This window comes from Bacteroides faecium (assembly GCF_012113595.1).
GTDB lineage: Bacteria > Bacteroidota > Bacteroidia > Bacteroidales > Bacteroidaceae > Bacteroides > Bacteroides faecium.
The window spans coordinates 4,870,431-4,892,734 of the sequence record NZ_CP050831.1; the positions used below are offsets into that span (position 1 = coordinate 4,870,431).

General features: G+C 38.4%; 21 protein-coding genes and 1 tRNA gene. 10 read left to right on the forward strand and 12 right to left on the reverse strand.

Translation table 11 applies throughout. The features are described from left to right. Positions 1-173 precede the first annotated feature (173 nt). The 4 genes from BacF7301_RS17945 to BacF7301_RS17960 are packed head-to-tail and all read right to left on the reverse strand — an operon-like array spanning position 174 to position 4,954. The gene (locus tag BacF7301_RS17945; RefSeq protein ID WP_167964950.1) at positions 174-1,355 is read right to left on the reverse strand and encodes an ABC transporter permease; all 1,182 of its coding nucleotides are present in this window, start codon (positions 1,353-1,355) and stop codon (positions 174-176) included. Beyond that, positions 1,339-2,523, reverse strand: coding sequence for an ABC transporter permease (locus BacF7301_RS17950; protein ID WP_167964951.1), 1,185 nt, complete (start codon positions 2,521-2,523; stop codon positions 1,339-1,341). Before BacF7301_RS17950 ends, BacF7301_RS17945 begins: the two co-directional genes overlap by 17 nt. A 25-nt stretch (positions 2,524-2,548) precedes the next feature. Next, positions 2,549-3,535 carry an HlyD family secretion protein gene (locus BacF7301_RS17955; protein ID WP_167964952.1) on the reverse strand — a complete coding sequence of 329 codons (987 nt, stop codon included), beginning with the start codon at positions 3,533-3,535 and terminating at the stop codon, positions 2,549-2,551. Between the two features lie 6 nt (positions 3,536-3,541). Continuing rightward, positions 3,542-4,954, reverse strand: a complete 1,413-nt coding sequence (locus BacF7301_RS17960) for a TolC family protein (RefSeq protein ID WP_167964953.1) — start codon at positions 4,952-4,954, stop codon at positions 3,542-3,544. A 214-nt stretch (positions 4,955-5,168) separates the two neighbouring features. Between BacF7301_RS17960 and BacF7301_RS17965 the strand changes: the two genes are divergently transcribed. The 4 genes from BacF7301_RS17965 to BacF7301_RS17980 all read left to right on the forward strand — a co-directional run bounded on the left by BacF7301_RS17965 (position 5,169) and on the right by BacF7301_RS17980 (position 9,009). Continuing rightward, positions 5,169-5,241, forward strand: a tRNA-Gly gene (locus BacF7301_RS17965). 172 nt (positions 5,242-5,413) lie between these two features. After that, the gene (gene proS, locus BacF7301_RS17970) at positions 5,414-6,907 is read left to right on the forward strand and encodes a proline--tRNA ligase (protein ID WP_167964954.1); all 1,494 of its coding nucleotides are present in this window, start codon (positions 5,414-5,416) and stop codon (positions 6,905-6,907) included. Between the two features lie 136 nt (positions 6,908-7,043). Next, positions 7,044-7,721, forward strand: a complete 678-nt coding sequence (locus BacF7301_RS17975) for a response regulator transcription factor (protein ID WP_167964955.1) — start codon at positions 7,044-7,046, stop codon at positions 7,719-7,721. 16 nt (positions 7,722-7,737) lie between these two features. Beyond that, positions 7,738-9,009 (forward strand): sensor histidine kinase, encoded by a 1,272-nt coding sequence (locus tag BacF7301_RS17980; RefSeq protein WP_167964956.1) that lies wholly within the window; start codon positions 7,738-7,740, stop codon positions 9,007-9,009. A 100-nt stretch (positions 9,010-9,109) separates the two neighbouring features. On the opposite strand, the gene BacF7301_RS17985 is transcribed toward BacF7301_RS17980, so the two are convergent. The 3 genes from BacF7301_RS17985 to BacF7301_RS17995 are packed head-to-tail and all read right to left on the reverse strand — an operon-like array spanning position 9,110 to position 11,956. After that, on the reverse strand, positions 9,110-10,066 hold the full coding sequence (locus tag BacF7301_RS17985) for an ABC transporter permease (RefSeq protein WP_167964957.1): 957 nt from the start codon (positions 10,064-10,066) through the stop codon (positions 9,110-9,112). After that, on the reverse strand, positions 10,059-10,802 hold the full coding sequence (locus BacF7301_RS17990) for an ABC transporter ATP-binding protein (protein WP_167964959.1): 744 nt from the start codon (positions 10,800-10,802) through the stop codon (positions 10,059-10,061). Before BacF7301_RS17990 ends, BacF7301_RS17985 begins: the two co-directional genes overlap by 8 nt. Positions 10,803-10,804: 2 nt before the next feature. Then, positions 10,805-11,956: a COG1470 family protein gene (locus BacF7301_RS17995; protein ID WP_167964961.1), complete on the reverse strand. Its 1,152-nt coding sequence runs from the start codon at positions 11,954-11,956 to the stop codon at positions 10,805-10,807. Positions 11,957-12,275: 319 nt separating this feature from the next. Between BacF7301_RS17995 and BacF7301_RS18000 the strand changes: the two genes are divergently transcribed. Together BacF7301_RS18000 and BacF7301_RS18005 are read left to right on the forward strand one after the other, a co-directional pair. Next, a complete protein-coding gene (locus BacF7301_RS18000; protein WP_167964963.1) occupies positions 12,276-12,713 on the forward strand; it encodes a PepSY-like domain-containing protein in 438 nt (145 codons plus the stop codon). Between the two features lie 23 nt (positions 12,714-12,736). Beyond that, positions 12,737-13,600 (forward strand): PepSY-like domain-containing protein, encoded by an 864-nt coding sequence (locus tag BacF7301_RS18005; RefSeq protein ID WP_167967244.1) that lies wholly within the window; start codon positions 12,737-12,739, stop codon positions 13,598-13,600. Positions 13,601-13,717: 117 nt separating this feature from the next. Here the strand turns inward: BacF7301_RS18005 and BacF7301_RS18010 are convergent, their stop codons facing one another. From BacF7301_RS18010 to BacF7301_RS18030, 5 genes are all read right to left on the reverse strand, one after another. Then, positions 13,718-14,302, reverse strand: coding sequence for a hypothetical protein (locus tag BacF7301_RS18010; RefSeq protein ID WP_167964965.1), 585 nt, complete (start codon positions 14,300-14,302; stop codon positions 13,718-13,720). 28 nt (positions 14,303-14,330) lie between these two features. Further along, positions 14,331-14,978 carry an SH3 domain-containing protein gene (locus BacF7301_RS18015; protein ID WP_167964967.1) on the reverse strand — a complete coding sequence of 216 codons (648 nt, stop codon included), beginning with the start codon at positions 14,976-14,978 and terminating at the stop codon, positions 14,331-14,333. Positions 14,979-14,989: 11 nt separating this feature from the next. Beyond that, complete coding sequence (locus BacF7301_RS18020) at positions 14,990-15,391, reverse strand: nuclear transport factor 2 family protein (RefSeq protein ID WP_167964969.1); 402 nt, start codon at positions 15,389-15,391, stop codon at positions 14,990-14,992. Positions 15,392-15,442: 51 nt separating this feature from the next. Then, positions 15,443-15,958 carry a hypothetical protein gene (locus tag BacF7301_RS18025; protein WP_167964970.1) on the reverse strand — a complete coding sequence of 172 codons (516 nt, stop codon included), beginning with the start codon at positions 15,956-15,958 and terminating at the stop codon, positions 15,443-15,445. Between the two features lie 66 nt (positions 15,959-16,024). Then, positions 16,025-16,624: a hypothetical protein gene (locus BacF7301_RS18030; RefSeq protein WP_167964972.1), complete on the reverse strand. Its 600-nt coding sequence runs from the start codon at positions 16,622-16,624 to the stop codon at positions 16,025-16,027. Positions 16,625-17,622: 998 nt separating this feature from the next. On the opposite strand from BacF7301_RS18030, the gene BacF7301_RS18035 reads away from it, so the two are divergent. Genes BacF7301_RS18035 through BacF7301_RS18050 form a run of 4 tightly spaced genes read left to right on the forward strand, consistent with a single transcriptional unit; the run spans position 17,623 to position 22,260 of the window. Next, positions 17,623-18,531 (forward strand): caspase family protein, encoded by a 909-nt coding sequence (locus BacF7301_RS18035; protein WP_167964974.1) that lies wholly within the window; start codon positions 17,623-17,625, stop codon positions 18,529-18,531. Positions 18,532-18,546: 15 nt separating this feature from the next. Beyond that, positions 18,547-19,113 carry an RNA polymerase sigma factor gene (locus tag BacF7301_RS18040; RefSeq protein WP_167964976.1) on the forward strand — a complete coding sequence of 189 codons (567 nt, stop codon included), beginning with the start codon at positions 18,547-18,549 and terminating at the stop codon, positions 19,111-19,113. 10 nt (positions 19,114-19,123) lie between these two features. Beyond that, the gene (locus BacF7301_RS18045; protein ID WP_167964978.1) at positions 19,124-19,864 is read left to right on the forward strand and encodes a hypothetical protein; all 741 of its coding nucleotides are present in this window, start codon (positions 19,124-19,126) and stop codon (positions 19,862-19,864) included. Then, on the forward strand, positions 19,855-22,260 hold the full coding sequence (locus BacF7301_RS18050) for a CHAT domain-containing protein (protein ID WP_167964980.1): 2,406 nt from the start codon (positions 19,855-19,857) through the stop codon (positions 22,258-22,260). The genes BacF7301_RS18045 and BacF7301_RS18050 overlap by 10 nt, the downstream gene beginning before the upstream one ends. Positions 22,261-22,304: the final 44 nt, after the last annotated feature.

The window sequence follows — 22,304 nt, forward strand, 5'->3', positions numbered from 1 at the left end:
TTATACAAAACCAATGAAAGAAACAAAGAAACAGGAGATATTCTTTCTAAAAAATTTCATTTGGAAAGTTTTTTGTTTCCAAAGTTGATTATTTATTCTAAGAACTTGACTTATCTGAGAAATATTCTTCCATTATATACATAACTTGCATTTTGTTTGTTTGGTTAATTTAATCAATCAGGCTTTATACCCAATTTCTTTTTATATACCCATACACTTAATATGAAATAAACGATTACCTGAATCCACAGGGTTAAGTATTCCGGTTTTATATCCGCCATATCGGCTCCCATAGAATTCAGTTTTACAAAGGCAAGTGTGCCCGGTGCAGCGGGAAGAATATAATGTGCGGCTTTCCAGTACCAAGGCATCAATTCCATCGGATAAGAAACCCCGGAAAGGAAAATCAATCCGACTGAAAAAAAGGCAATCATGAGTAACGGAGCTTCTGAATCTGTAAAATATCGGGAAGCTGCCAGTCCCAGGAAAGAAGTTGCCATCAGATAAGGAATCAGCAATAATATAATATACAATCCGTTTCCGATATTAGGAATACTGAAAAAGTAGGGAAGCAAGCCTAGCAAAAAGAAAGAAAAAACGGCATAAAGAGTACAATATACGGACGTTTTTCCTGCAACAATGCGAATAGCGACTCCCCATCCCTGTCCGAAAGGCGTATAAGCACGAATTCCCCGGTTGGTGTGTTCGTCTCCGGTCACCATACCGATAACCATCAGCAAAGTCTGGAAAATAATTATCATCATAACTGCCGGAATCAGATAGGAGCCATATCCTTCCGTGTAATTATAGAGTGCGGTACCTGCTACGTTCACCGGTTTTGCCATAGCTACCGCCAGTAATCCCTGAGGCGGAAGAAACACTGCTCCATCCGGTCGGTATTTGTCATTAATTGCCAACATGACACGTGAAGAGGCTCCTTGCAATGCTTCAAAATACAAAAACGCGTCGGTCGTCGCATACAGGGAGAACACGGATTCGTCCCCACGAAATACCCGTTCTTCAAAATCATGGGGCAGATAGACTATTCCTTGCACCTTGCCTTCTTTCATCCATTCTTTAGCTTCGTGATAATCTATTGTCTGATTGTATATTTGCGCCTGTGGGGTGGCATCCAGCCAACGGATAAAATTACGGCTTAGCTCACTATGCGAATTATCCACTACGGCAACAGGCACATCTGTTACAATATTGGGGGCATACATATAATTATAGAGCAACCCATACATGAAGATTCCACCCATCAGCACTAACAGAACGGCATAACTGGTGCTTATGGCGAGAAACTCCCGGCGGATAATGAACGATAGTTGTTGGATTCTATTTAATGTTTTCATATTTATGACTTTCTATAGCTCGTTTTAAATGGGGAAGCAGCGACAAGGCCAGCAGCGGGAAAATACATAGTATCACTGCCGACTGCCAAAGATGGACGAACCCGCCACCCCCATAGAGTATCGTTTGCATTATTTCCGTAAAATGACGGACAGGAAAAAGATAAGAAGCATCTCTCACCAGCGGATACATATTGGGAACCGGAAAAGTAACTCCGGACAAGGTAGCCCCTAAAGAACCGACCATGGAAACGACGCTGATAACCAGTGATACCGCCGGAAACAAGGAAAATAAAAATAATCCGAGCGCCTGCGTCGCGATAACAAAGAGCGCAGTTATCATATTCATAAACCACCAACTCCCCTGAAAAGGAATGTGCAGGATACCGAACATGACATAATTGGCAAACCACCCTATCAGAACATATATAATGGTATAGGGGAGTAGTTTTCCTAAAATAGCAATTACCATATTCCCTTTGGCAGTAGCCAGCCAATCGGTCGCCGTGCGGAATTTGATTTCAATGCCGGCTGCATATACGGTAGTCAGCAGAATCAAGACTTGAAACAGAACAAAGAAAAAAGGCTGGCTCAAGTAAACCGAATAATCCAGGCTTGGATTATATATCGGATGATTACTGGCTTGTACAGGCAATAGGAATGTGGTAATCTGCTGTTGTTCTACTCCCAAAGATACGGCTTCCATCACAATAGGCGAAAGGGACACGGGAGCCAATGAAGTTTCAAATGCCGCCATAAGTTCACCGCCTACCGATAACAGGGCGTAATGATAATAATAGGAGAGGGTGGCATTCTTTCCGGTGATGGCATCCTGCTCAAATCTCGGTGGAATGGAAAGATAGCCGTATATCTCTTTTTTTTGCACCGCTTCACGGGCAGCCGCTTCATTCACATAATGCTTCGTCACTTTAAAAGTGGGTACAGCAGAAATATTCCGGACAATAGCACGGGAAGTGGCTGTATTGTCCTGATCAACAATGCCGATAGGGATATTCTCCATTTGTCCGTTACCAAAGATTGTAGCCATAAAGAAGAGGGTAAACAACGGCAAAATGATACAGACGCCGAAGTAAAGACGTCGTGAAGTCATTCGCCGCCACTCCCTGAGCAGTACGGAACGAAAAGGAGAATATGTTTGTGATGAATCCATTCTATGATTAATTTTACTATATCAATTAATTAAGTGTCAATAACACGGACATACCGGGACGCAAGTCGTCTACCTTTTGGGTAGGACGGGCATGAATCTCAAATGTACGTAAGTCATAACTTCCGGTTTGTTTGGTTGACTTCCAGGTGGCAAAGCTGCCTAATGGACTGATATAGTAAATTTTAAATTCAATATTCTTTTTACCGATGGCAGGTACATCTGCGACAAAAGTTTCCCCCATCTTGAATTGGGGCATCAGATCTTCGCGTACATTGAGAACGACGTGTACATCATCCATTACCACCAGGTTCATAATTGGAGTTCCCGGCGCAACTAATTCACCACGTTTGGGGAAGATAGTTGCTATTTGCCCATCTTCGGGCGCTGTCAGCCGGGCATCGACTAATAGGGCAGAAACTTCGTCCACTGTACTCCGGGCAGCGTCTACCATACTGGCAGCAGATGCTTTGTCTTCCTGCTGCGCACCGTCTACGGCCATTTGATATTGTTCATAAGCGGCACGTTCGGCTGCGACAGCCGCTTTGTACATTGCTTCCACTTCGTCTTTTCTCTGAGAGGTGACCACACTATCTTTATATAAGGTAAGAATACGGTTATAGGTCGTCTTGGCAAGACTAAGGTCGCTCTTTGTCTTATTCCATAGCTGTAATGCGGTAGCTACAATCTGACGGCGGGTGCCTGCATCTATTTTTTTATTCTGTTGCACGGCGACTTGTTCCAATGCATTCACTTGCTGATACTTGGCATGTACTTCAGGACTGTTAATTACGACAAGGGTATCGCCTTGGCGCACCCAGTCTCCTTCCTGTACAAAGAAAGTATCTATACGTCCGGGAAGCTTTCCGCTGATACGGATTTCCGTTGCTTCTGCTTGTCCTTGAAGCACCATCGGTTGTTTATGCATCAATATTATTCCAAGAGCCGTGAAGATGCCCACAGCTAACATAATAATGACGAAAGCCCATGAAAGGGTTCTACTGGCTAGTTTCATTGTTTGTTACGGTTTAGGTTGATAGTTTGCAAATTGTTCCGGTGTGCCACAAAGTGAAAGTAGATTCATTAGTGCCACATCATATTCATAATATGCCGCCAGGCGAGCCACTTTAACATTGGCAAGCATGGTTTCAGCATCAATAACTTCGGTAGAGGTTGCCATCCCTTCTGTGAAAGATTTCTTTCGGATGCGTACCAGTTCCTCACTTAAAGCAATCGTTGCATTCAATGCTTTTACATTATCCTGCGCCTTTTGCAATTGTGTGTAGAGCTTGTCTACGCCAACGGCAAGATCATCACGGGCTTTCATTTGCCCTAATGCTAATGTTTGCTCTGTCAGTTTAGACTGCCGTACTTTCTTCTCACGGTCTAGCCCGTCAAAGAGATTCCACGTAAAACCAATTCCTATCATGGTACGTGGCAGCAAGTTACTTTGTATTCCGTGTGAATATAAAGTCTGTTTTCCGAAAAGAGCTATATTGGGCAGGTAGCCGCTTTGAGCAATCCGTACCTCTTGTTTGGCAATATGTTGCTGCAATTGCAATTGGTTAAGCACATAGTTTCCACTATTTACAGAGAGGTCAAAAAGCATTTTGGGCGGAATTGAATCATTCATAAAAAGGGGAGAGGTGGGAATGATATTCTCATCGGTATCCTTTTTATTTAATAATACTTTGAGCGCGCTTTGCACTACGGTTTCTTCCTTACGTGCGGCTTCCAATGCCCGCTTTGCTTCATCCATATTCACTTGCGCAAAGAGCCGTCCTGCTTTATCAATCATTCCGGCCGCTTCAAGTTTCAAGGCATTCTCATAATGTTTCTTCAGTCCGTTGTAGGTTTCTTCACGAACAGTCACGATTTGTTGTGCCAATCGTAATCCATAATAACTCTCAGCCAATAAATTTTGTTGGCTGGCGGATACTTGTGCCCGGTTCTCCCGAGCCAGGTCTACCATTGTCCTACCTATATTAGTAGCACGAAAACGCTTGCCACCGGAAAACAACACCCACTCTGCTGATAAATCCACAGTTGTCAGATTTCTTGGAGTTAAGGGAAATACAAGGGTATTCGCCCCAATTTTATCCAATATGGATGAAATAATCTGATCGTCCGGAATGATGGAATGTACAAAGTCCTTAGCCGGGTCTGTAAACTGCGATAACGGTTGCTTTACTTCAATCTTCTCGGACATATGTACAAATGCTCCCGTAGACTGGAGACTGGGATACCAAAAAGCATTCAGTTTGTCACGTTCTGCTTTGGCTATCTCAATTCCTTTGTCAGCAATCTTCAGGCTCTGATTTCCCCGATTAAGGAGATGCAATGATTCTTCGAAACTTAATGGTGTCTGTGCATCTACCCGGGTAATGGAAAAACACAAAGTCAATAGTACAAAAAGTAACTTATTTTTTTTCATACTGGTTAGGTTATATCTATTTTTGAGCTATTCTAACAGATAAAAAGACAGGTTTGTTCATTCTACAAGACACAGAGATTATTCTATTGGCAAAACAAGTATGGAAGATACTTTTTCTTGCATTAAAAATTCAAAGATTTTATTTGAGATATAAAAATTATGTTTACCTTTGCATCACCGTTTCAGAAGGCTTTTTGCAGAGAAACAAAACAATGCGGTAATAGCTCAGTTGGTAGAGCACTAGCTTCCCAAGCTGGGGGTCGCGAGTTCGAGCCTCGTTTACCGCTCGTTTGAAAATCAGGCAGTTAATATTTACATACTGCCTGTTTTTTTTTGTTTATTCTAATATGCATGAGTATGACCAAGAAAATAATGTATGAAGAATGAGCGCAGTTCGTTCATTTTTCGTATTTTTGCACCCTGTTTTAACACCCGAAAAATTTTAAATAGAAGAATATAATGGCAAAAGAACTGAAAGACCTTACCAAACGTAGTGAAAACTACTCACAATGGTATAACGATTTGGTGGTAAAAGCTGATTTGGCAGAGCAGTCTGCCGTACGCGGATGTATGGTGATTAAGCCTTACGGATACGCTATTTGGGAGAAAATGCAACGTCAATTGGATGACATGTTTAAAGAGACAGGACACGTAAATGCATATTTCCCGTTATTAATCCCGAAATCATTCCTGAGCCGCGAAGCGGAGCATGTGGAAGGTTTCGCAAAAGAGTGTGCCGTAGTAACACACTATCGTCTGAAAAATGCGGAAGATGGTTCGGGCGTAGTAGTAGACCCTGCTGCCAAATTGGAAGAAGAATTAATCATCCGTCCGACATCGGAAACGATTATTTGGAATACTTATAAGAACTGGATTCAGTCATACCGTGACCTGCCTATCCTTTGCAATCAATGGGCTAACGTTTTCCGTTGGGAGATGCGTACCCGTTTGTTCCTGCGTACTGCCGAATTCTTGTGGCAGGAAGGACATACCGCTCATGCTACCCGTGAAGAAGCGGAAGAAGAAGCTATCAGAATGTTGAATGTGTATGGTGACTTTGCTGAAAAATACATGGCTGTTCCGGTAGTAAAAGGTGTGAAATCAGCTAACGAACGTTTTGCAGGTGCACTTGACACTTACACAATCGAAGCGATGATGCAGGATGGAAAAGCATTGCAAAGTGGTACTTCTCACTTCTTGGGACAGAACTTCGCAAAAGCATTCGACGTTCAGTTTGTTAATAAGGAAAACAAGTTGGAGTATGTTTGGGCTACTTCATGGGGTGTTTCTACTCGTTTGATGGGCGCATTGATTATGACTCATTCTGATGATAACGGTTTGGTATTACCGCCGCATTTGGCCCCGATTCAGGTAGTCATCGTTCCTATCTATAAGAATGACGACCAACTGAAACAAATCGACGCTAAGGTGGAAGGTATTGTTGCTAAATTGAAAGCACTGGGTATCTCAGTGAAATATGATAATGCAGACAACAAGCGTCCGGGCTTCAAATTCGCGGATTATGAATTGAAAGGTGTTCCTGTTCGTTTGGTAATGGGTGGTCGTGACCTTGAAAACAATACAATGGAAGTGATGCGTCGTGATACATTGGAAAAGGAAACTGTTACTTGTGACGGTATCGAGACATATGTTCAGAACCTGCTTGAAGAAATACAGGCAAATATCTACAAGAAGGCATTAGACTATCGTAACTCTAAGATTACGTCAGTAGATACCTATGACGAATTCAAAGAAAAAATCGAAGAAGGCGGCTTTATACTTGCTCACTGGGACGGAACTACCGAAACTGAAGAAAAAATTAAAGAAGATACAAAAGCTACCATCCGTTGTATCCCGTTCGACTCATTTGTTCCGGGCGACAAGGAACCTGGCAAATGTATGGTTACAGGTAAACCTTCTGCATGTCGTGTAGTATTCGCACGTTCTTATTAAGCTTATAAAAATAAATTTGATAGAATCAAAAGTCGGGAACTAGTAATGGTTTCCGACTTTTTTATGCCCATTTCAGTTTTATTTCAGAAATATCCCCTTTCTTTGTAATGCATTTATAAAGAAAGGAGAAAGAATAATGAAGATATTGATTGTAGAAGACGAGCCGTCGTTAAGGGAACTTATCCAATGTTCACTTGAAAAAGAACGTTATATTGTGGAAACAGCGGGTGACTTCAATTCAGCGTTACGTAAAATTGAAGATTACGACTATGACTGTATCTTGCTGGATATTATGTTACCGGATGGAAGCGGACTAGACCTTCTCGAACGATTGAAAGCTCTCCATAAACGGGAAAACGTGATTATCATTTCTGCAAAGGATTCTATAGAAGATAAAGTCCTGGGGCTTGAACTGGGAGCAGATGATTACTTACCGAAACCATTTCATTTGGTGGAACTGAATGCCCGGATAAAAAGTGTGATCCGCCGTCACCAACAGGATGGAGAGATTGATATTCGCCAGGGAAATGTTCGGATAGAACCGGATAAGTTTCGTGTATTCGTTGATAATCGTGAGTTGGAACTGAACAGAAAGGAATATGATATTCTGCTATATTTCATGAATCGTCCCGGAAGATTAATTAATAAAAATACTTTGGCTGAATCTGTGTGGGGAGATCATATTGACCAGGTAGATAACTTCGACTTCATATATGCCCAAATCAAGAATCTGCGCAAAAAGCTAAAAGATTCAGGCGCAAACCTTGAAATAAAAGCTGTTTACGGATTCGGATATAAATTAATTATTGAATAAATAGAGGCTATTATCCATGAAATTAATATATTACATCATTCTTCGTATCACTCTTGCTCTGACTCTCATCTTGACTGTTTGGGCTATTTTCTTTTATGTCACGATGATTGACGAAGTGAATGATGAAGTGGATGATGCCTTGGAAGACTACTCGGAAACAATTATTATCCGTGCATTGGCAGGTGAGGAACTACCTTCTAAAACTAACGGTTCCAACAATCAGTATTACATGATGGAAGTAAGTAAGGAGTATGCAGAAAACCGGGAAGATATTCAGTACAAAGACTCCATGGTATATATTGAGGAAAAAGGAGAAACAGAACCGGCACGTATTCTTACCACAATCTTTCAGGATGATGAAGGACGATACCATGAACTGACAGTATCTACTCCCAGTATCGAAAAAGATGATTTAAAGGATGCTATTCAAGTATGGGTTATCTTTCTATATGTGGCTTTATTATTCTGTATTATCATAATTTCGGTATGGGTGTTCTACCGGAATATGCGTCCACTATATGTACTTCTTCACTGGTTGGATAATTATCAAACCGGGAAAAAGAATGAACCGTTGAGCAATAATACTCAAATTACAGAATTTAGAAAATTGAATGATGCCGCTACCCGTTATGCAGAACGTACAGAACAGATGTTTGAACAGCAAAAACAGTTTATAGGAAATGCTTCACATGAGATACAGACTCCGCTTGCCATCTGCCGTAACCGTTTGGAAATGTTGATGGAAGATGATTCATTATCAGAAAAGCAACTGGAAGAACTGATGAAAACGCATCAGACCTTGGAGTACATTACCAAACTGAATAAATCCCTGCTATTGCTTACTAAGATAGATAATGGTCAGTTTACCGATACCAAACAATTGGAATTAAATATACTTCTCAAACAGTATCTGCAAGATTATGAAGAAGTGTATGATTATCGCAATATAGATACAAACATCGAAGAACAAGATATTTTCAACGTTACGATGAATGAGTCTTTGGCAGTGGCTTTACTGACAAATCTCCTAAAGAATGCATTTGTGCATAATGTAGACAGGGGACATATCCGAATAGTTGTTACTAAAAACAATATTACTTTCCGAAATACAGGAATAGAGCATTCGTTGGATAAGGAACACATCTTCGAACGTTTCTATCAAGGGTCTAAGAAGGAAGGTTCTACTGGATTGGGATTGGCAATAGCCGAATCTATCTGCCGCTTGCAACATCTGAGTCTATGGTATTATTATGAACAAGGAGAACATTGCTTTGAGATTTCTAAATAGAACTTGACTCTCCAATAAAAGAATCCCCTTGTTTAAATCATGCTTATCTGCAATGTGATTTAAATAAGGGGAATTTTATTAGAATTAAATTGTACGATAGTTATCGGGAACGGATTTCCCTTCTCATAAACATACTATACGAAATTGCAAAACATATAACAGTCGCTGCAATCAATCCAGTCAGTTGCGGCCAAACTACCAAAAGGCTTTGTCCCAAAGGAAGAGGGCTTGGAATAGCTCCCTGTACCTGTTCCATAGTCAATGGGCCAAGACTTCTGACAGAAGGCATCAACAATGTCGTAGTAGCTTCATTAAACAGTTCGCTCGGTGCCAAGCGCATCAAACCAAGAATAAACTTCTGATAACTGATTATCTGATAAGGCGATGCCATTTCTGACGGACTCAGCCCTTTTGCCACCAAATTCACAATCATCGTATAGAATATGCTAAAAAATAACCATACGGCTACCGATGCCAGTGCAGAAGTAGCAGCCTGACGGAAACGAAGCGAAAATAAAATAGCCAGATTCAACCAAAAGGCAACATAAAAAACGCTTGTTATAATGAAGAAAACAATTCTCCAAAACTCTTCTGCCGTAGGAGGAATACCAATGGCAATCAATCCGAATCCCATTACTAAAAAGCCCAGTACAAACAGCATAATACCAATGACTATTAATGCAGCCACGAACTTGGCATTAATAATACAATCACGATGAATAGGCTGGGAGAGCATACGGCTCAATGTTCCCTTATTCTGCTCGGAATTAACAGCATCAAAGCCTAAGGCGATTCCCAACAATGGACCCAGGAAGTTTATAAACAACACAAAAGAGGGGAGAGTCCCATCTGATACCGTGAATAACTTCAGGAACAGGAATGAGCCGTCCGGATCATTAGGCTTTATAGCCGCACTTATATTGGTGAGTGCCGTATATAGCGATCCCATACAGGTAAGTGCTATAATGCCAATCAAGATAATGAAACGCCAACTCTTGACATGATCGGCAATTTCTTTGTTGACAATAACCCAAAAAGGATGATTGACTTTATTCATGTCTTTCTCCTCCTTCCTCAAAATAATGGTTATAAATATCTGACAATTCCTGTTTCTTTTCTTTCAGTTCTGCCATATCAATCAAAGCCAGCAATTTGCCGCTACTGAACAGTCCCACCCGGTCACAAACTTTCTGAACCTGATCCAAATGATGGGACGAAAACAACACAGTCAAGCCCTCTTTCTTGCTTAGCCAATGAATCAATTCGATAAACTCCTGAACACCCGCAGGATCAATACCTGAAGTCGGTTCGTCCAAAATGATAATTTCCGGATTCTTTATAAGTACATCCGCAAGCCCTAGACGCTGTCTCATTCCCCGGGAATATTTTCCGGTCTTTTTCTTCAACTGGTCTTCAAGGCCTACACGTTTCATCAACTCCATAGCCTTTTCTTTTGCTTCCCTATCAGGAATACCATTCAACCGGGCTGTATAGATCAGATTTTCCGGACCTGTCATATCATCATAGAATCCTACATCCTCGGGAAGATATCCGATTTTCCTTTTCACTTCAATAGGATGGGTAGTGGAATTTATTCCACAAATTTCGACTGTTCCCGATGTGGGCTCTGTCAATCCCAGCATCATTAAGATAGTCGTTGACTTTCCGGCACCGTTCGGACCTAGTAATCCGAAGATTTCTCCTTTCTGAATATTCAGGCGAATATGATTAACAGCAGTAAAGTTACCATATTGTTTAGTTAAATCGGTAAGTACGATCACTTGTTCGCCCATATTTACCTCCTTCCATATTTACGGAACAGATAGTAGACAACACCTATGGTAGCAATAATAATAAGTACACCTACCCAGCCCCATATCATTGGAGTCTTTACAGCTATCCTGAATTGTGCATCTGCATTTACTTCAGGGGTTTTGGCCATCATGGTAGTGACATAGTCGCCGGGAAGTGCTTTTTTAGAAGCTTTCAATGTAGCTGTCACAGTTGATGTTTCTCCGGCTTTTAACGCATCAATCTTGGACGGTTCAAAGGTTACTTCCCAATCTGCCGGCTTATTGGCGGACAATTGGATGTCTTTTAGCAATGAAGATCCTGTATTTTTGACTTCCAACTCTATTTTCTTCACATCGCCGGCCGTAACGTCTGTACTTAACAATCCACGTGGAGTAGTCAATTCCATTTGATAAGAGCCGGTAACGACAACTTCCAACTCTAATTCTGCCGAAGTAGTCCCCGTGGCTGCACGTACCGGAATTTTATAACTGCCGGCTTCAACATTGGCAGGCGGTGTTACATCTATGCTTACGTTCTGAGTGCTGTTTGCTTCCACCTGAGCTGAAGTGGCTTGTTTGTAATTGGGTTTAAAAATAACATTCCACCCTCTTGGTGCATTAGCCATCAATGCATATAATTGCTGATCGGCCGTTTGGTTTTTCAGAGTAGCACTAAAAGTAAAAGTAGATTTGGAGTTTCCCTGCATGTTAGGCTGGTCGGTAGTAAACTCCGTTTGATAAGTTCCTTTCTGGGCAACAACAATATCCAACGGAAGTTTAGTCTCTCCGGCATACACAACGAAATGATAATTCCCCTTATTTACTTTCAATGGAACTTCAACTTTTAAGTTAAAAGTCTTTTTTTCTTTAGGAAGCACGGATAATTGACTTAAACTCCATCCACCGGATTTCATTTCATGTTTCCAACTACTGCTCAGCCCACTGACAGAAAGTGTTGCATTCGTCAATTCATCAGTGTTGTTGATAAGGTCAATACTGTAATCAATTGACGCTCCCGGTGATACGGAAATTTTTGTGTAAGGTGTGTACAATACCACGCTTTTAGAAATCGAATCATTTGCGTGTGTGTAGCTCACAGGAATGAATCCCAATAAAATTGCTAATAATAAGAAATAATTTGTTCTCATAGTCATACGAAAGTTCTTATGGTTATTTAATATGAATATTGTCAAATTTGTGGTTGCAAAAATAAGTGATGTGTTTATTAATTGCTGCTAAAAGAATTATAAAGAATCTAATTCCTATTAGAAAATAATAGTGACGCTATCCTTGTATGATAGTGACGGTATCCTATAGATATAGTGACGCTATATTGTCGTCATAGCGTCACTATAATTTTCCATGATTTTTTTTCGAAAATTTCCAAAATTCCCAAATCTTTTCAGATTCTCCCCTCATCTTTGCAGTATAAATTGAATGATAATAGTAAAACCAATTAAAAAAACAACGATTATGAAAAAGTTAGTATTCTTATTAGTGTGCTTATTTACTTTGCAGACAGTAGCGTATGCAGATGACGACAAACCAATTCAGGTTACTCAAATGCCACAACCGGCACAACAGTTCATTAAACAACATTTCGCTGACAGCAAAGTAGCTTTGGCAAAGATGGAAAGTGACTTCCTCTACAAAAGTTATGAAGTGATTTTCACGAATGGTAATAAAGTGGAATTTGACAAGAAGGGAAATTGGGAAGAGGTGAATTGCAAATTTTCTTCTGTACCCGCAGCCATCATTCCCGCAGCCATTCAGAAATATGTGACAACTAATTATCCTGATGTAAAAGTGTTGAAAATAGAGCGCGATAAAAAGGAGTATGAAGTGAAACTCTCCAACCGCGTAGAATTAAAGTTCGACTTGAAATTTAATTTGATTGATATTGATAACTAAACCTCTAAAGAATTAAAACAATGATGAAACTAAAGTTTTTTACTCTTCTGTTGGCACTAGGTGCTACTGTATGGAGTTTATATAGTTGTGATAATAATGATGATGAATCAATTAATGTTCCTATTGAATTACAGGATGCCTTTTCAGCTAAGTATCCGAATGTAGCAAATGTAAAATGGGAGAGTAAGTCCGGATATTACGTGGCTGATTTCTATGACGGATACGAAGCATCCGCATGGTTTACGCAAGATGGAACATGGCAGATGACGGAAACGGATATTCCTTATACAGCATTGCCACAAGCTGTGAAAACGTCTTTTGAAGCAAGTGAATACAAGTCATGGGAAATAGATGATGTAGATAAATTAGAGCGGGAAGGCTTTGAGATTGTTTATGTGATTGAAGTTGAAAATCAGAATCAGGAGATGGACTTGTATTATTCCCAAGAAGGAGTACTGGTTAAAAGCGTAGTGGATACAGATGATGATAGAGACGATCAGTATTTGCCTGACCAAAATGCTAAATTGACAAAAGAGATGAATGACTTTCTCAATATTAAATATCCCGGCTTTAAATTAGTCGAAATTGATGTAGAGGATGACGGAAAATATGCAGGATACACAGAAGTGGATATTACTCATGGGAGTATTGGGAAAGAAGTCCTATTCGATAAGAGTGGTGAGTGGGTTTTAACTTCATGGGAAGTACGTTTCAATACATTGCCTGAGCCTGTGAAAAATGCTATTAATACTACATATCCCGGGCAAGTTGATGATGACGACGCTGATTATGTTGAAGAAGCAACAGGTGTCACATACTATTTAATTGACATAGAAAATAGTGAGATAGATGTGAAGATATCGGCTGACGGACAGATACTTGATTAATCACTTATGACGGCAATATACTGATATAATGACGATTATATCAGTATACAATAAACGATGGCATGATTCCCAAAAGGATCGTGTCATCGTTTATTACTATGGAATATAACTTAAAGTCTAACTGTTATCACGAGTTACAGTTCCATCTCCATTATTTTTCCAATAATCCCCTTTGTCATCTCTATAGGTGCCAAAGCCATCTTTCCACAATTTACGTTCATATCCATTTTCATCTTTAATTGTCGCGTCACATTCTTCTTCATGGGGTTCTTCTTGTTCTTGTCCTCGTCTATGTGAACTTTTCGAGCTGCTGCCACTACTGAAAAATATCTTAAAGATACCATACATAAATAGTCCTAGCAAAGCAATCATTATTGTCCACATGGCTACCATAAAAGCAAGGTAGGCAAGAAACAGTACATACGCTCCATAAGCTATACGTCCTCCCCATCCCGGAAATGCCTTTAAAGTGAGAAGAGAATAATTAATTACCCAACCTGCTAAGACAAGCAACCCGATTCCTGCAACTACTTCAATCAATGTGTCATTATTTGTGCACATTTGCATGACAAAAACGATTAGTGATATGATAGCTCCACCAATAAATGCATGTACTGCTGTTGTACCTGTTACCGCTTGATGTGTCGGATTAAGGTGTTTGAAAATAGCAGTGTCTAATTTGTTCAAAAAATATAATTCCATAATTAATAATTTTTATAAGTTACACATTTTATTCAAAAGGGTTATTAGCATCTTTATAATATATCCCTTGTATATAAATACCGGCCTTTCCACTTGATTCCCTAAAAACTAAAATTGGCTTATCCAATTTACTTTGCACAATTCCTTCATAGTCAGTTTCTTCGTCCAAAACAATATACCATCCCATCTGTTTACCTTTATAATAATTCTCGTAACTACGCATTCTCCCACTTGTATCGGCTGTAGTAGTGGAAAGAGAAGCATAGATTATATTAGTTTTCATCTTGTCTTTGGAACGAAAACCATAAGTAACTGTGGTTTCGCTATTCTGTCTTTTAGATATATTTTCAAATTCTGTTATATCAACAATATCATCTGTTGTTCTAGGGTAGTAAGGATCGGTGTCTGGACATAACTTAGATACACTAGCCGAAATGTATCCTTTTTTACCTGTCAAAGCCTCTTTCACCTCATACCACCCAGTTTGCTTGGATACCATTTCAAAGACAGTTCCAAGAGGTGCTTTTGTTATTACAGCTGCTGATGAATTGGGGGCTTGTCTTACATTTACATTTGGCTTAGTTACCGCTACCAAAAATTTAGGGAAAGACTGTGCCTTACATGTGAAAGACATACATGCAAGGAGAATCAAGCTTACTGAAATTAGTTTTTTCATATTGTTATTTTTTAATAATGAGTTTCAAGATACCACTTACCATCTACCTTTTTTAGAAAGAATTTGAAAGGCGATTTAAAACTAGATGTTTTTAGGCTATATTCTATTATAGCTCTATCGCCCTCAATAGACTGTTCTGCTAACGTATATTCAGCTTCTACGAATCGTTGTAGTCTTTCAACTGTTCCGTGATTTTTACCAGCAGGATTGTTATAAGTATCTTGCCAATTATTATAATTTATCTTCTTTGCATCCTTCATAAAGAATTTCTCTGTTTCTTTGAAATCCCCTTTCTTCCAACATTTGATAATAGCCTTTGTTATCTCCACAGGATCATTCTTTACACTACTACCACAACTGCCCATGATAAAACATAGACACAAACTCAAAATTGTTAAATAACTAGTTTTCATACCTTTTTAATATTAAAATTGCGAATTGTATAATGGATATTATTTCTCGATTTAAAGCTCTCCCGTATAATTGTCACTTTTTTCTTTTCTATCATAGACAATATTTTTGCCATTAGGGCTGTTATGAATAATTTTAAAACGTTCTTTTGAATATTCTAAAACCTTGTATTCAAATGGCTTGGATTCTTGTGAAGTAGATCCATCATTATAAAAGAATTGCATTGTAATGATTGAACCATCCTCATTCACCTTGTATGTACCTGTTGAATGAAAATCAATATAATCAATCAATGTTCCATCCTTTTTGAATATAATCTCAATCTTATCGTTCGGAGACGATTCTGCATAGTAATCCCATATACCTACCATATCCGCTGCAGAGAATTTGGCTACTTCCTCTTTGGGAGCAATAACATTTGGCTGAGTTTTCGTTACCGAATTGTCACCTTTTTCTTTGTTAATAGCATTACTGCCATTACATGAAACAAACAATAACATTCCACATATAGTCACTATTGGAAGAATAGTAGAATGTCTTTTTTTACTGATGTTCTTTAATTTTCTCATAAGTATAATATTTAAAAAAATGATTCAACAAACTCAACAATCGACACATTCATTATTTATAAAGTTTTAGTGATTATGCCTTTGGTCAAACATCTCTTTTAGTTTTGTGTTTTCTATCTCTATTAATGAGGAATCAATACCAATTCGACGCTTTTCCCCTCGTTTTCCTGTGATACAATATATTTCCATTAATGCTTTAGGAACGACCATTGAAAGGCTTCGGCGAATAATGGAGCATGTCTCGTAGATTCTATTATTAACAGGTTCTACCAGATTTTCAATACTATCCCTTAGCTTACCGGCTTCCATATTTTTCTCTAATGTTACTATCTGATAGATTTCATACAACTCGTGCATATAGTTGTACATACTTTTAAATTCGATACCTTCTTTATGTATTAAGAAAAAAAGAAATACAGTTTTAGGCAGATATTGCATCTTTACTTCCTTAGGAGAGTAATCAGGCAGAAATATACGCCCGTCTTTGTCTATGATAATCCGGCTCATTTCTTCCTTATCATTGTTTGTTTCATTATTAATCTCTTTTTGTATTATCGAACCTAGAATCTTCAGAATATCCTTATCTGTTGAAAAATCATTGTTTTCCAATAGCTCCAATAAAATTATTTTTGCTGTATGATAAGATATACTTAGTTTATCACTCATGTTTTATGTACTTATGTTGGACAAAAATAAGTTAAATAACAGTTGTTCGCTATCCGGCACAAGGTTGTTGATTAAAATCAACTAACCTTGTTTTAGAACATCATCACAACTATAAATTACGCACCTCGTCAAAACAAGGTTTGTTTTTTTCTCTTTATACAAGAAAAAGGAAAAAGGTAACAGGGGAGAATTAAAAAAATAACTTGAGACACGTAATAATATTGAATTGCTAAAGCAGCCCTCTACATAGTGAAAAAAATATCTATCATATCTATCATCATTTCCGATAATTTACTGTATTTCAAATTAATAGATATGATAGATAAGTTCTAAAAAAGGTATCTATCATCATTTCACCATCAAAAAATGGTATCTATCATACCTATATCGGGCTGTTTTACTATATCCTATAGGAATATCGAGCATTAAATGGTATGTGAATGCAAGTTTATTTGCGTGACAATCAGTATTTGGTGCCTTAATAATCCATTTCGGGCGAAGATGTTTTTATATCCCACGCATGTGTGCTGTATAGCCCACATGTGTGTGCTGCATATCCCGCATACGTGGGATATAGAGCCCACGTATGCGGGCTCAAGATATTCCGTTATCCTAACAGGATAATTCAGGCATGAATAGATGGATTTATCTGCTGCATTGCAACAAAAGTGTGCCTTTTTATGGTGAATCAGCCCTTATTTCAGGGATTTATAGCATGATAGATACCATTTTTTGATGGTAAAATGATGATAGATACCTTTTTTATGACTTATCTATCATACTTATTAATTTGAAATACAGCAAATTATCGGAAATGATGATAGATATGATAGATATTTTTTTTCGCTATGTAAATAGCGATAGGTTTTATCTTGTTAATCACGCATCTCGCAAAAACTAAGTTTACTTTTTTCTCTTTATACTGGAAAAAGTGGAAAGGCAACAGGCAGGAATTAAAAAAAATAATCTATTTTTGCATAGATATTACAAAAAGAACTATGAGATATAGACTGTTTTTATATTGTTTGACTATATCTGCCTTCGTATTGGCACAAACAAACAGAGCATTGATAATAAGTATAGGAACATATCCGATTATCAGTGGTTGGGAAAAAATACATGCTGGCAATGACAAGGGGTTAGTGACTGAACTGCTATTGAATAATCAATATCAATCCTCCAATATTAAAGTACTATCAAACGCACAAGCTAACAAGAAAGCTGTAACCGCTGCTTTTCAGCAATGCTGGGAACAGACAGTTTATGGCGACTTTATTTATTTGCATTTTTCTTGTCATGGACAACAAATGATGGATGATAACGGAGATGAAGAAGACGGATTAGATGAGTCACTCGTTTTATATGATGCCGGTTATTGGTATATTCCGGGAAAATATGAAGGAGAGAATCACCTGCGAGACGACGAATTGGGGATATGGATAAACAAACTAAGAAAAAAAGCAGGCGACAAAGGACAGGTAACAGTGGTACTGGATGCCTGCCACAGCGGAACAGGGAACCGTGATAACGGAGTAAATGATTATATCCGTGGAACATCCGCTATTTTTGCCCCCGAAGGATATACTCCTAAACCCGGCATGCATCAGGAATTGAGCCTGAAACTAAAACCGATTAAGGATTTTTCTCCCGCTTTTGTTTTTAGCGCTTGTCTGGCAAATGAAATCAATTACGAATATTACAGCCAAACACAAAAGCAATTTTACGGTATGCTGACATATGCTTTTTATACGTTACTCCGCTCTCCCGAAAACTTCAATTCTGTTGCAGAATTTTTGGAAGCATTGCAAAAGAAGGTGAATCAACTGACCGGATTCCGTAAAAGCAGAAAACAAACTGTATATATGGAGTGTAGTGACGAAAACATCCCATTTCAAATATTCCGATAAAATAGAAGACGAAAAATGAAAAAAATATATTGGTTAACCGGACTATTCAAACATAACAAGGAAATAGATTACCTATATAATTTATATAAGCCATCTTTCATCTCATTTGCTTTGAAGAATTATCCCATTGAAGAAGAAACGGCTGCTGATATATATCAGGAAAGCTTCATGAGCATGTGCCAAAATGTTCAAGATGGAAAATATGTAGAGAAAGGAAGTTCTTTAAAAACTTATCTATTTGAAATCGGAAAACATCAGATATGTAAATATCTGAATAAACACCACATTGAATATATGCCTATCGAAAATCTATCTTCTGAATGGTTCGAGCAAAATGATTACATGGAAGAGTGGGCAGAAGCACAAGATGTAGTCAGTCAACTGATTGAAAAATCGGAAGATGACTGTGGACAAGTATTGAAACTTTATTATTGGGAGCGTCTGAAAATGGTTGATATAGCCAAACAAATGAACTATAAAAACGAACAGGTTGCCAAGAATAAGAAAAGCTCTTGTTTGCGTCGATTCGCTTTCGAACTTAAAAGAAGATTGGCGGAAAAAGGTATTAATTGGAAACGTTAAAAGAAAAGTAATGGACAGAACAATATTAGAACAACAGATAGACCGTTTCGTACAGAATGAAATGACACCTGACGAACGGGAACAATTCGTCCTTTCCATGAGAAATGACAAAGAATTGAAAGAACAAGTTGCCATCCGGTACTTATTGCTAGAAGGCACATTAATAAACAATGAAGAAAAAGCCCGAATGGCACTTATAAACATCGTACACACAAATAATAGAAAAAGGATTCGTTGGATTGCAGCAGCTTGCATCATTCTTTTGTTGGGAATGGGAGGATGGTTTGGTAACCAGCCTATGCATAGTCCGCAAGAGCTTTACTTAATCTATCATTCTATACCCGCGATCGAACGTGCACGCGGCGGCAATGAGTTGACTGAAAAAAACGCTGTCACGAATGTACAATTGACCGAATGGTACGAACAAGGCAAATATAAAGATATTGCCGACTGGTATAATCGTAACCGACAAGAAAATACTATTGACGCGCTACCCGATTACACCTCATTATTTATAGCTGTCGCCTTGTTGGAACAAGAGAATGCAGGGGATGCAACAACTATTCTTTTGCAGATAAAAAGCACCGATTATCGAGAAGAAACGGAATGGTTATTGCTTTGCTGTTATTTGAAGACCAATCAACGAGAAGAAGCAGAGGAACTTGCAAATAAAATACAAACAGAGAAAGGCATATTTGCCAATGCAGCCGGGCGAATAAAAACTGACTTGAAAAAGAAAAGATGGTTTTAATCAAACGTTTTGTCGGAAGCTTATGCTTCCTGGCAATTACTTACAATGCAACTGCACAAAAGTCTATATGGAGCGAACCTCTAATAAAAGAAGGGGTGGAACGTATCCAACGATTGGAAAAAACATCCAATGACAGCTTATTGTATGCGCGTGAGTTGTTCTCGCTTGCTCAATATTGTCAACGTAGAAATATGTATAAGCAAGGAGAAGAGTTATCTCAATTATCTATTCAGATATTAGAAGCTAAATTAGCAACAACACAACAGGAAACTGAAAACATACATTTATATAAAGATTTAATAAATATATACACATTTGTAGGAAATAACAAACTAGGACATAAGAGGGACGTGATTCCCAGTGGAATGATTGAATCAGTTTCAGCCGTGAACTATACTCAATCAATAGTCATAAGAGCCTTAGAATTAACACAAAAAGGAATTGAGACCGGAAACAAGTCTTTACTAAAAGAAGCTGAAGATTTGTACGCGAGTATATCTGACAACTGGGATAGAGCAAGTCTCTACTGCTGGGAAACCGGGAATTTCAAAGAAGCCATTTATTATCTAACCCAGGCACTGAAATCTAAAAGAAGCGAAAAAGAGCGTACATTGATTGAAAACAGATTGAAAGCGTTGACTTTATTAGCAGATTCTTCTTCAACAGGAGATCAGTATCTGAAAATTGCCGAGCAAATGTATCACCCGATATCCCTTGCAGAAATTTTATATAACCAAAGGTTACCGGATTATTTTAAGATGTTCAGGAGTTCTGCACACAAATATGAAATGGAAGGAAATCTCCAAAAAACGTCTGATGTTTATCATCGAATACTGGAATTGCTTACATCGAATATAGAAAAGGATTTGCCCTATTTACTACCGGCTGAACGTAGTAATTTGTGGGATATTTTAAAACCTTGTTACGAAGAAATGGAATTCTTTATGTGCGACAATATGATATGCGGGACATGGGAAGAAATATCGGAACTGCTTTATGAGAGCCAACTACTGAAAAAGGAACTATTTACAACCGTATCCTATAAGCTTCAAGAAACGATATCCACAGTACAAGATAGTTATGCGTTTCAACTGCAACAGCAGATAGAAAAATTACGTTTCAGTGAAAAGGCTTTCAGAAATCCTTCGCAGAATAATTATATTCAGAAATTAGAAAACGAAATCACGGTGCGTAATATGGAATATGTATTAACTGATTATCTGAAAAAGAAATATCCGGCTAAATACTCATGGCATCACGAATGGAGAGAAATAGCAGCTTCACTTTCACCGAAAGAAGCGGTAGTCGACATTGTCAGTTTACCTGTATCCTATAATTTTATTGATAGAATATATATAGCTATTGCATTTACCGCCAAAGATACACTTCCTCAGTTAATCCCTCTGACCACAAAATCAAGTTTGCACCAATTGTTTGTTCATAATAAACTGTATTCCCGATTATGGCAACCGATTGAAAAAGTAATATCAGGATGCGAACATATTTATCTGTCATTAGATGGTGATTTAAGTCAAATACCCTTTGCCGACTTACATAATGGACGACAGTATATCTCCGAAAAATATATTCTTCATCATTTATTATACACCGGAGATATTCCTTTCATAAAATCGCAGAGAGATAATCTGGTGCATAAACACAGAGATATTTTCTTTTTTGGTGGAGCAAAATTCAATATACAGCCCGAAGATGATAACCGGAAAAAATTGCGTGGACAAGGATTTGCCTATTTGCCAGGTACAGTAGAAGAAATCAATAGTATAAGCCAGCTCCTTTCCAACCAATGGAGAATCCACAAATATATTGGAGAAAAGGCCAATGAATCTTCATTCAAGCAACTCTCCAATCAATCTTTGTCAGGAGCTGTTCTACATGTGGCAACTCATGGTTTCCATCTAGAATACAATGATTCGATACAAAGTACCGCCATACATCATAATGGAGAAAGCGGATATAAAGACCCTCTTATGCGCACAGGCTTTATTTTAACCGGTGCTAATAAAAACTGGATTGAAGAGCTTCCCTTAAATGACGAAAATGACGGAATACTTACAGCACTGGAAATCTCATCTATGAATCTGCCAGGTATTGATCTTGCTGTTCTTTCTACTTGCCATTCCGCACAAGGAGAAATTCGTGATGGCGAGGGGAATTTTGGGTTGCAACGTGCTTTCCGCTTGGCAGGGGTACGTTCTATGATTATTAGCCTGTCGGAAATACCGGATAAAGAAACAGTAGAGTTTATGACCGGATTTTATCGGTATTGGCAGCAAGGGATGAGCAAATCAGAGGCTTTCACGAAAATACAACGAGAAATGATTGGTAAATACAGGTATGAGCCTCAAAAATGGGCTGGCTTTATATTAGTTGAATAAGGATCATCTGTTCAATAGCCCTTTTATAGATAATAATATCAAAA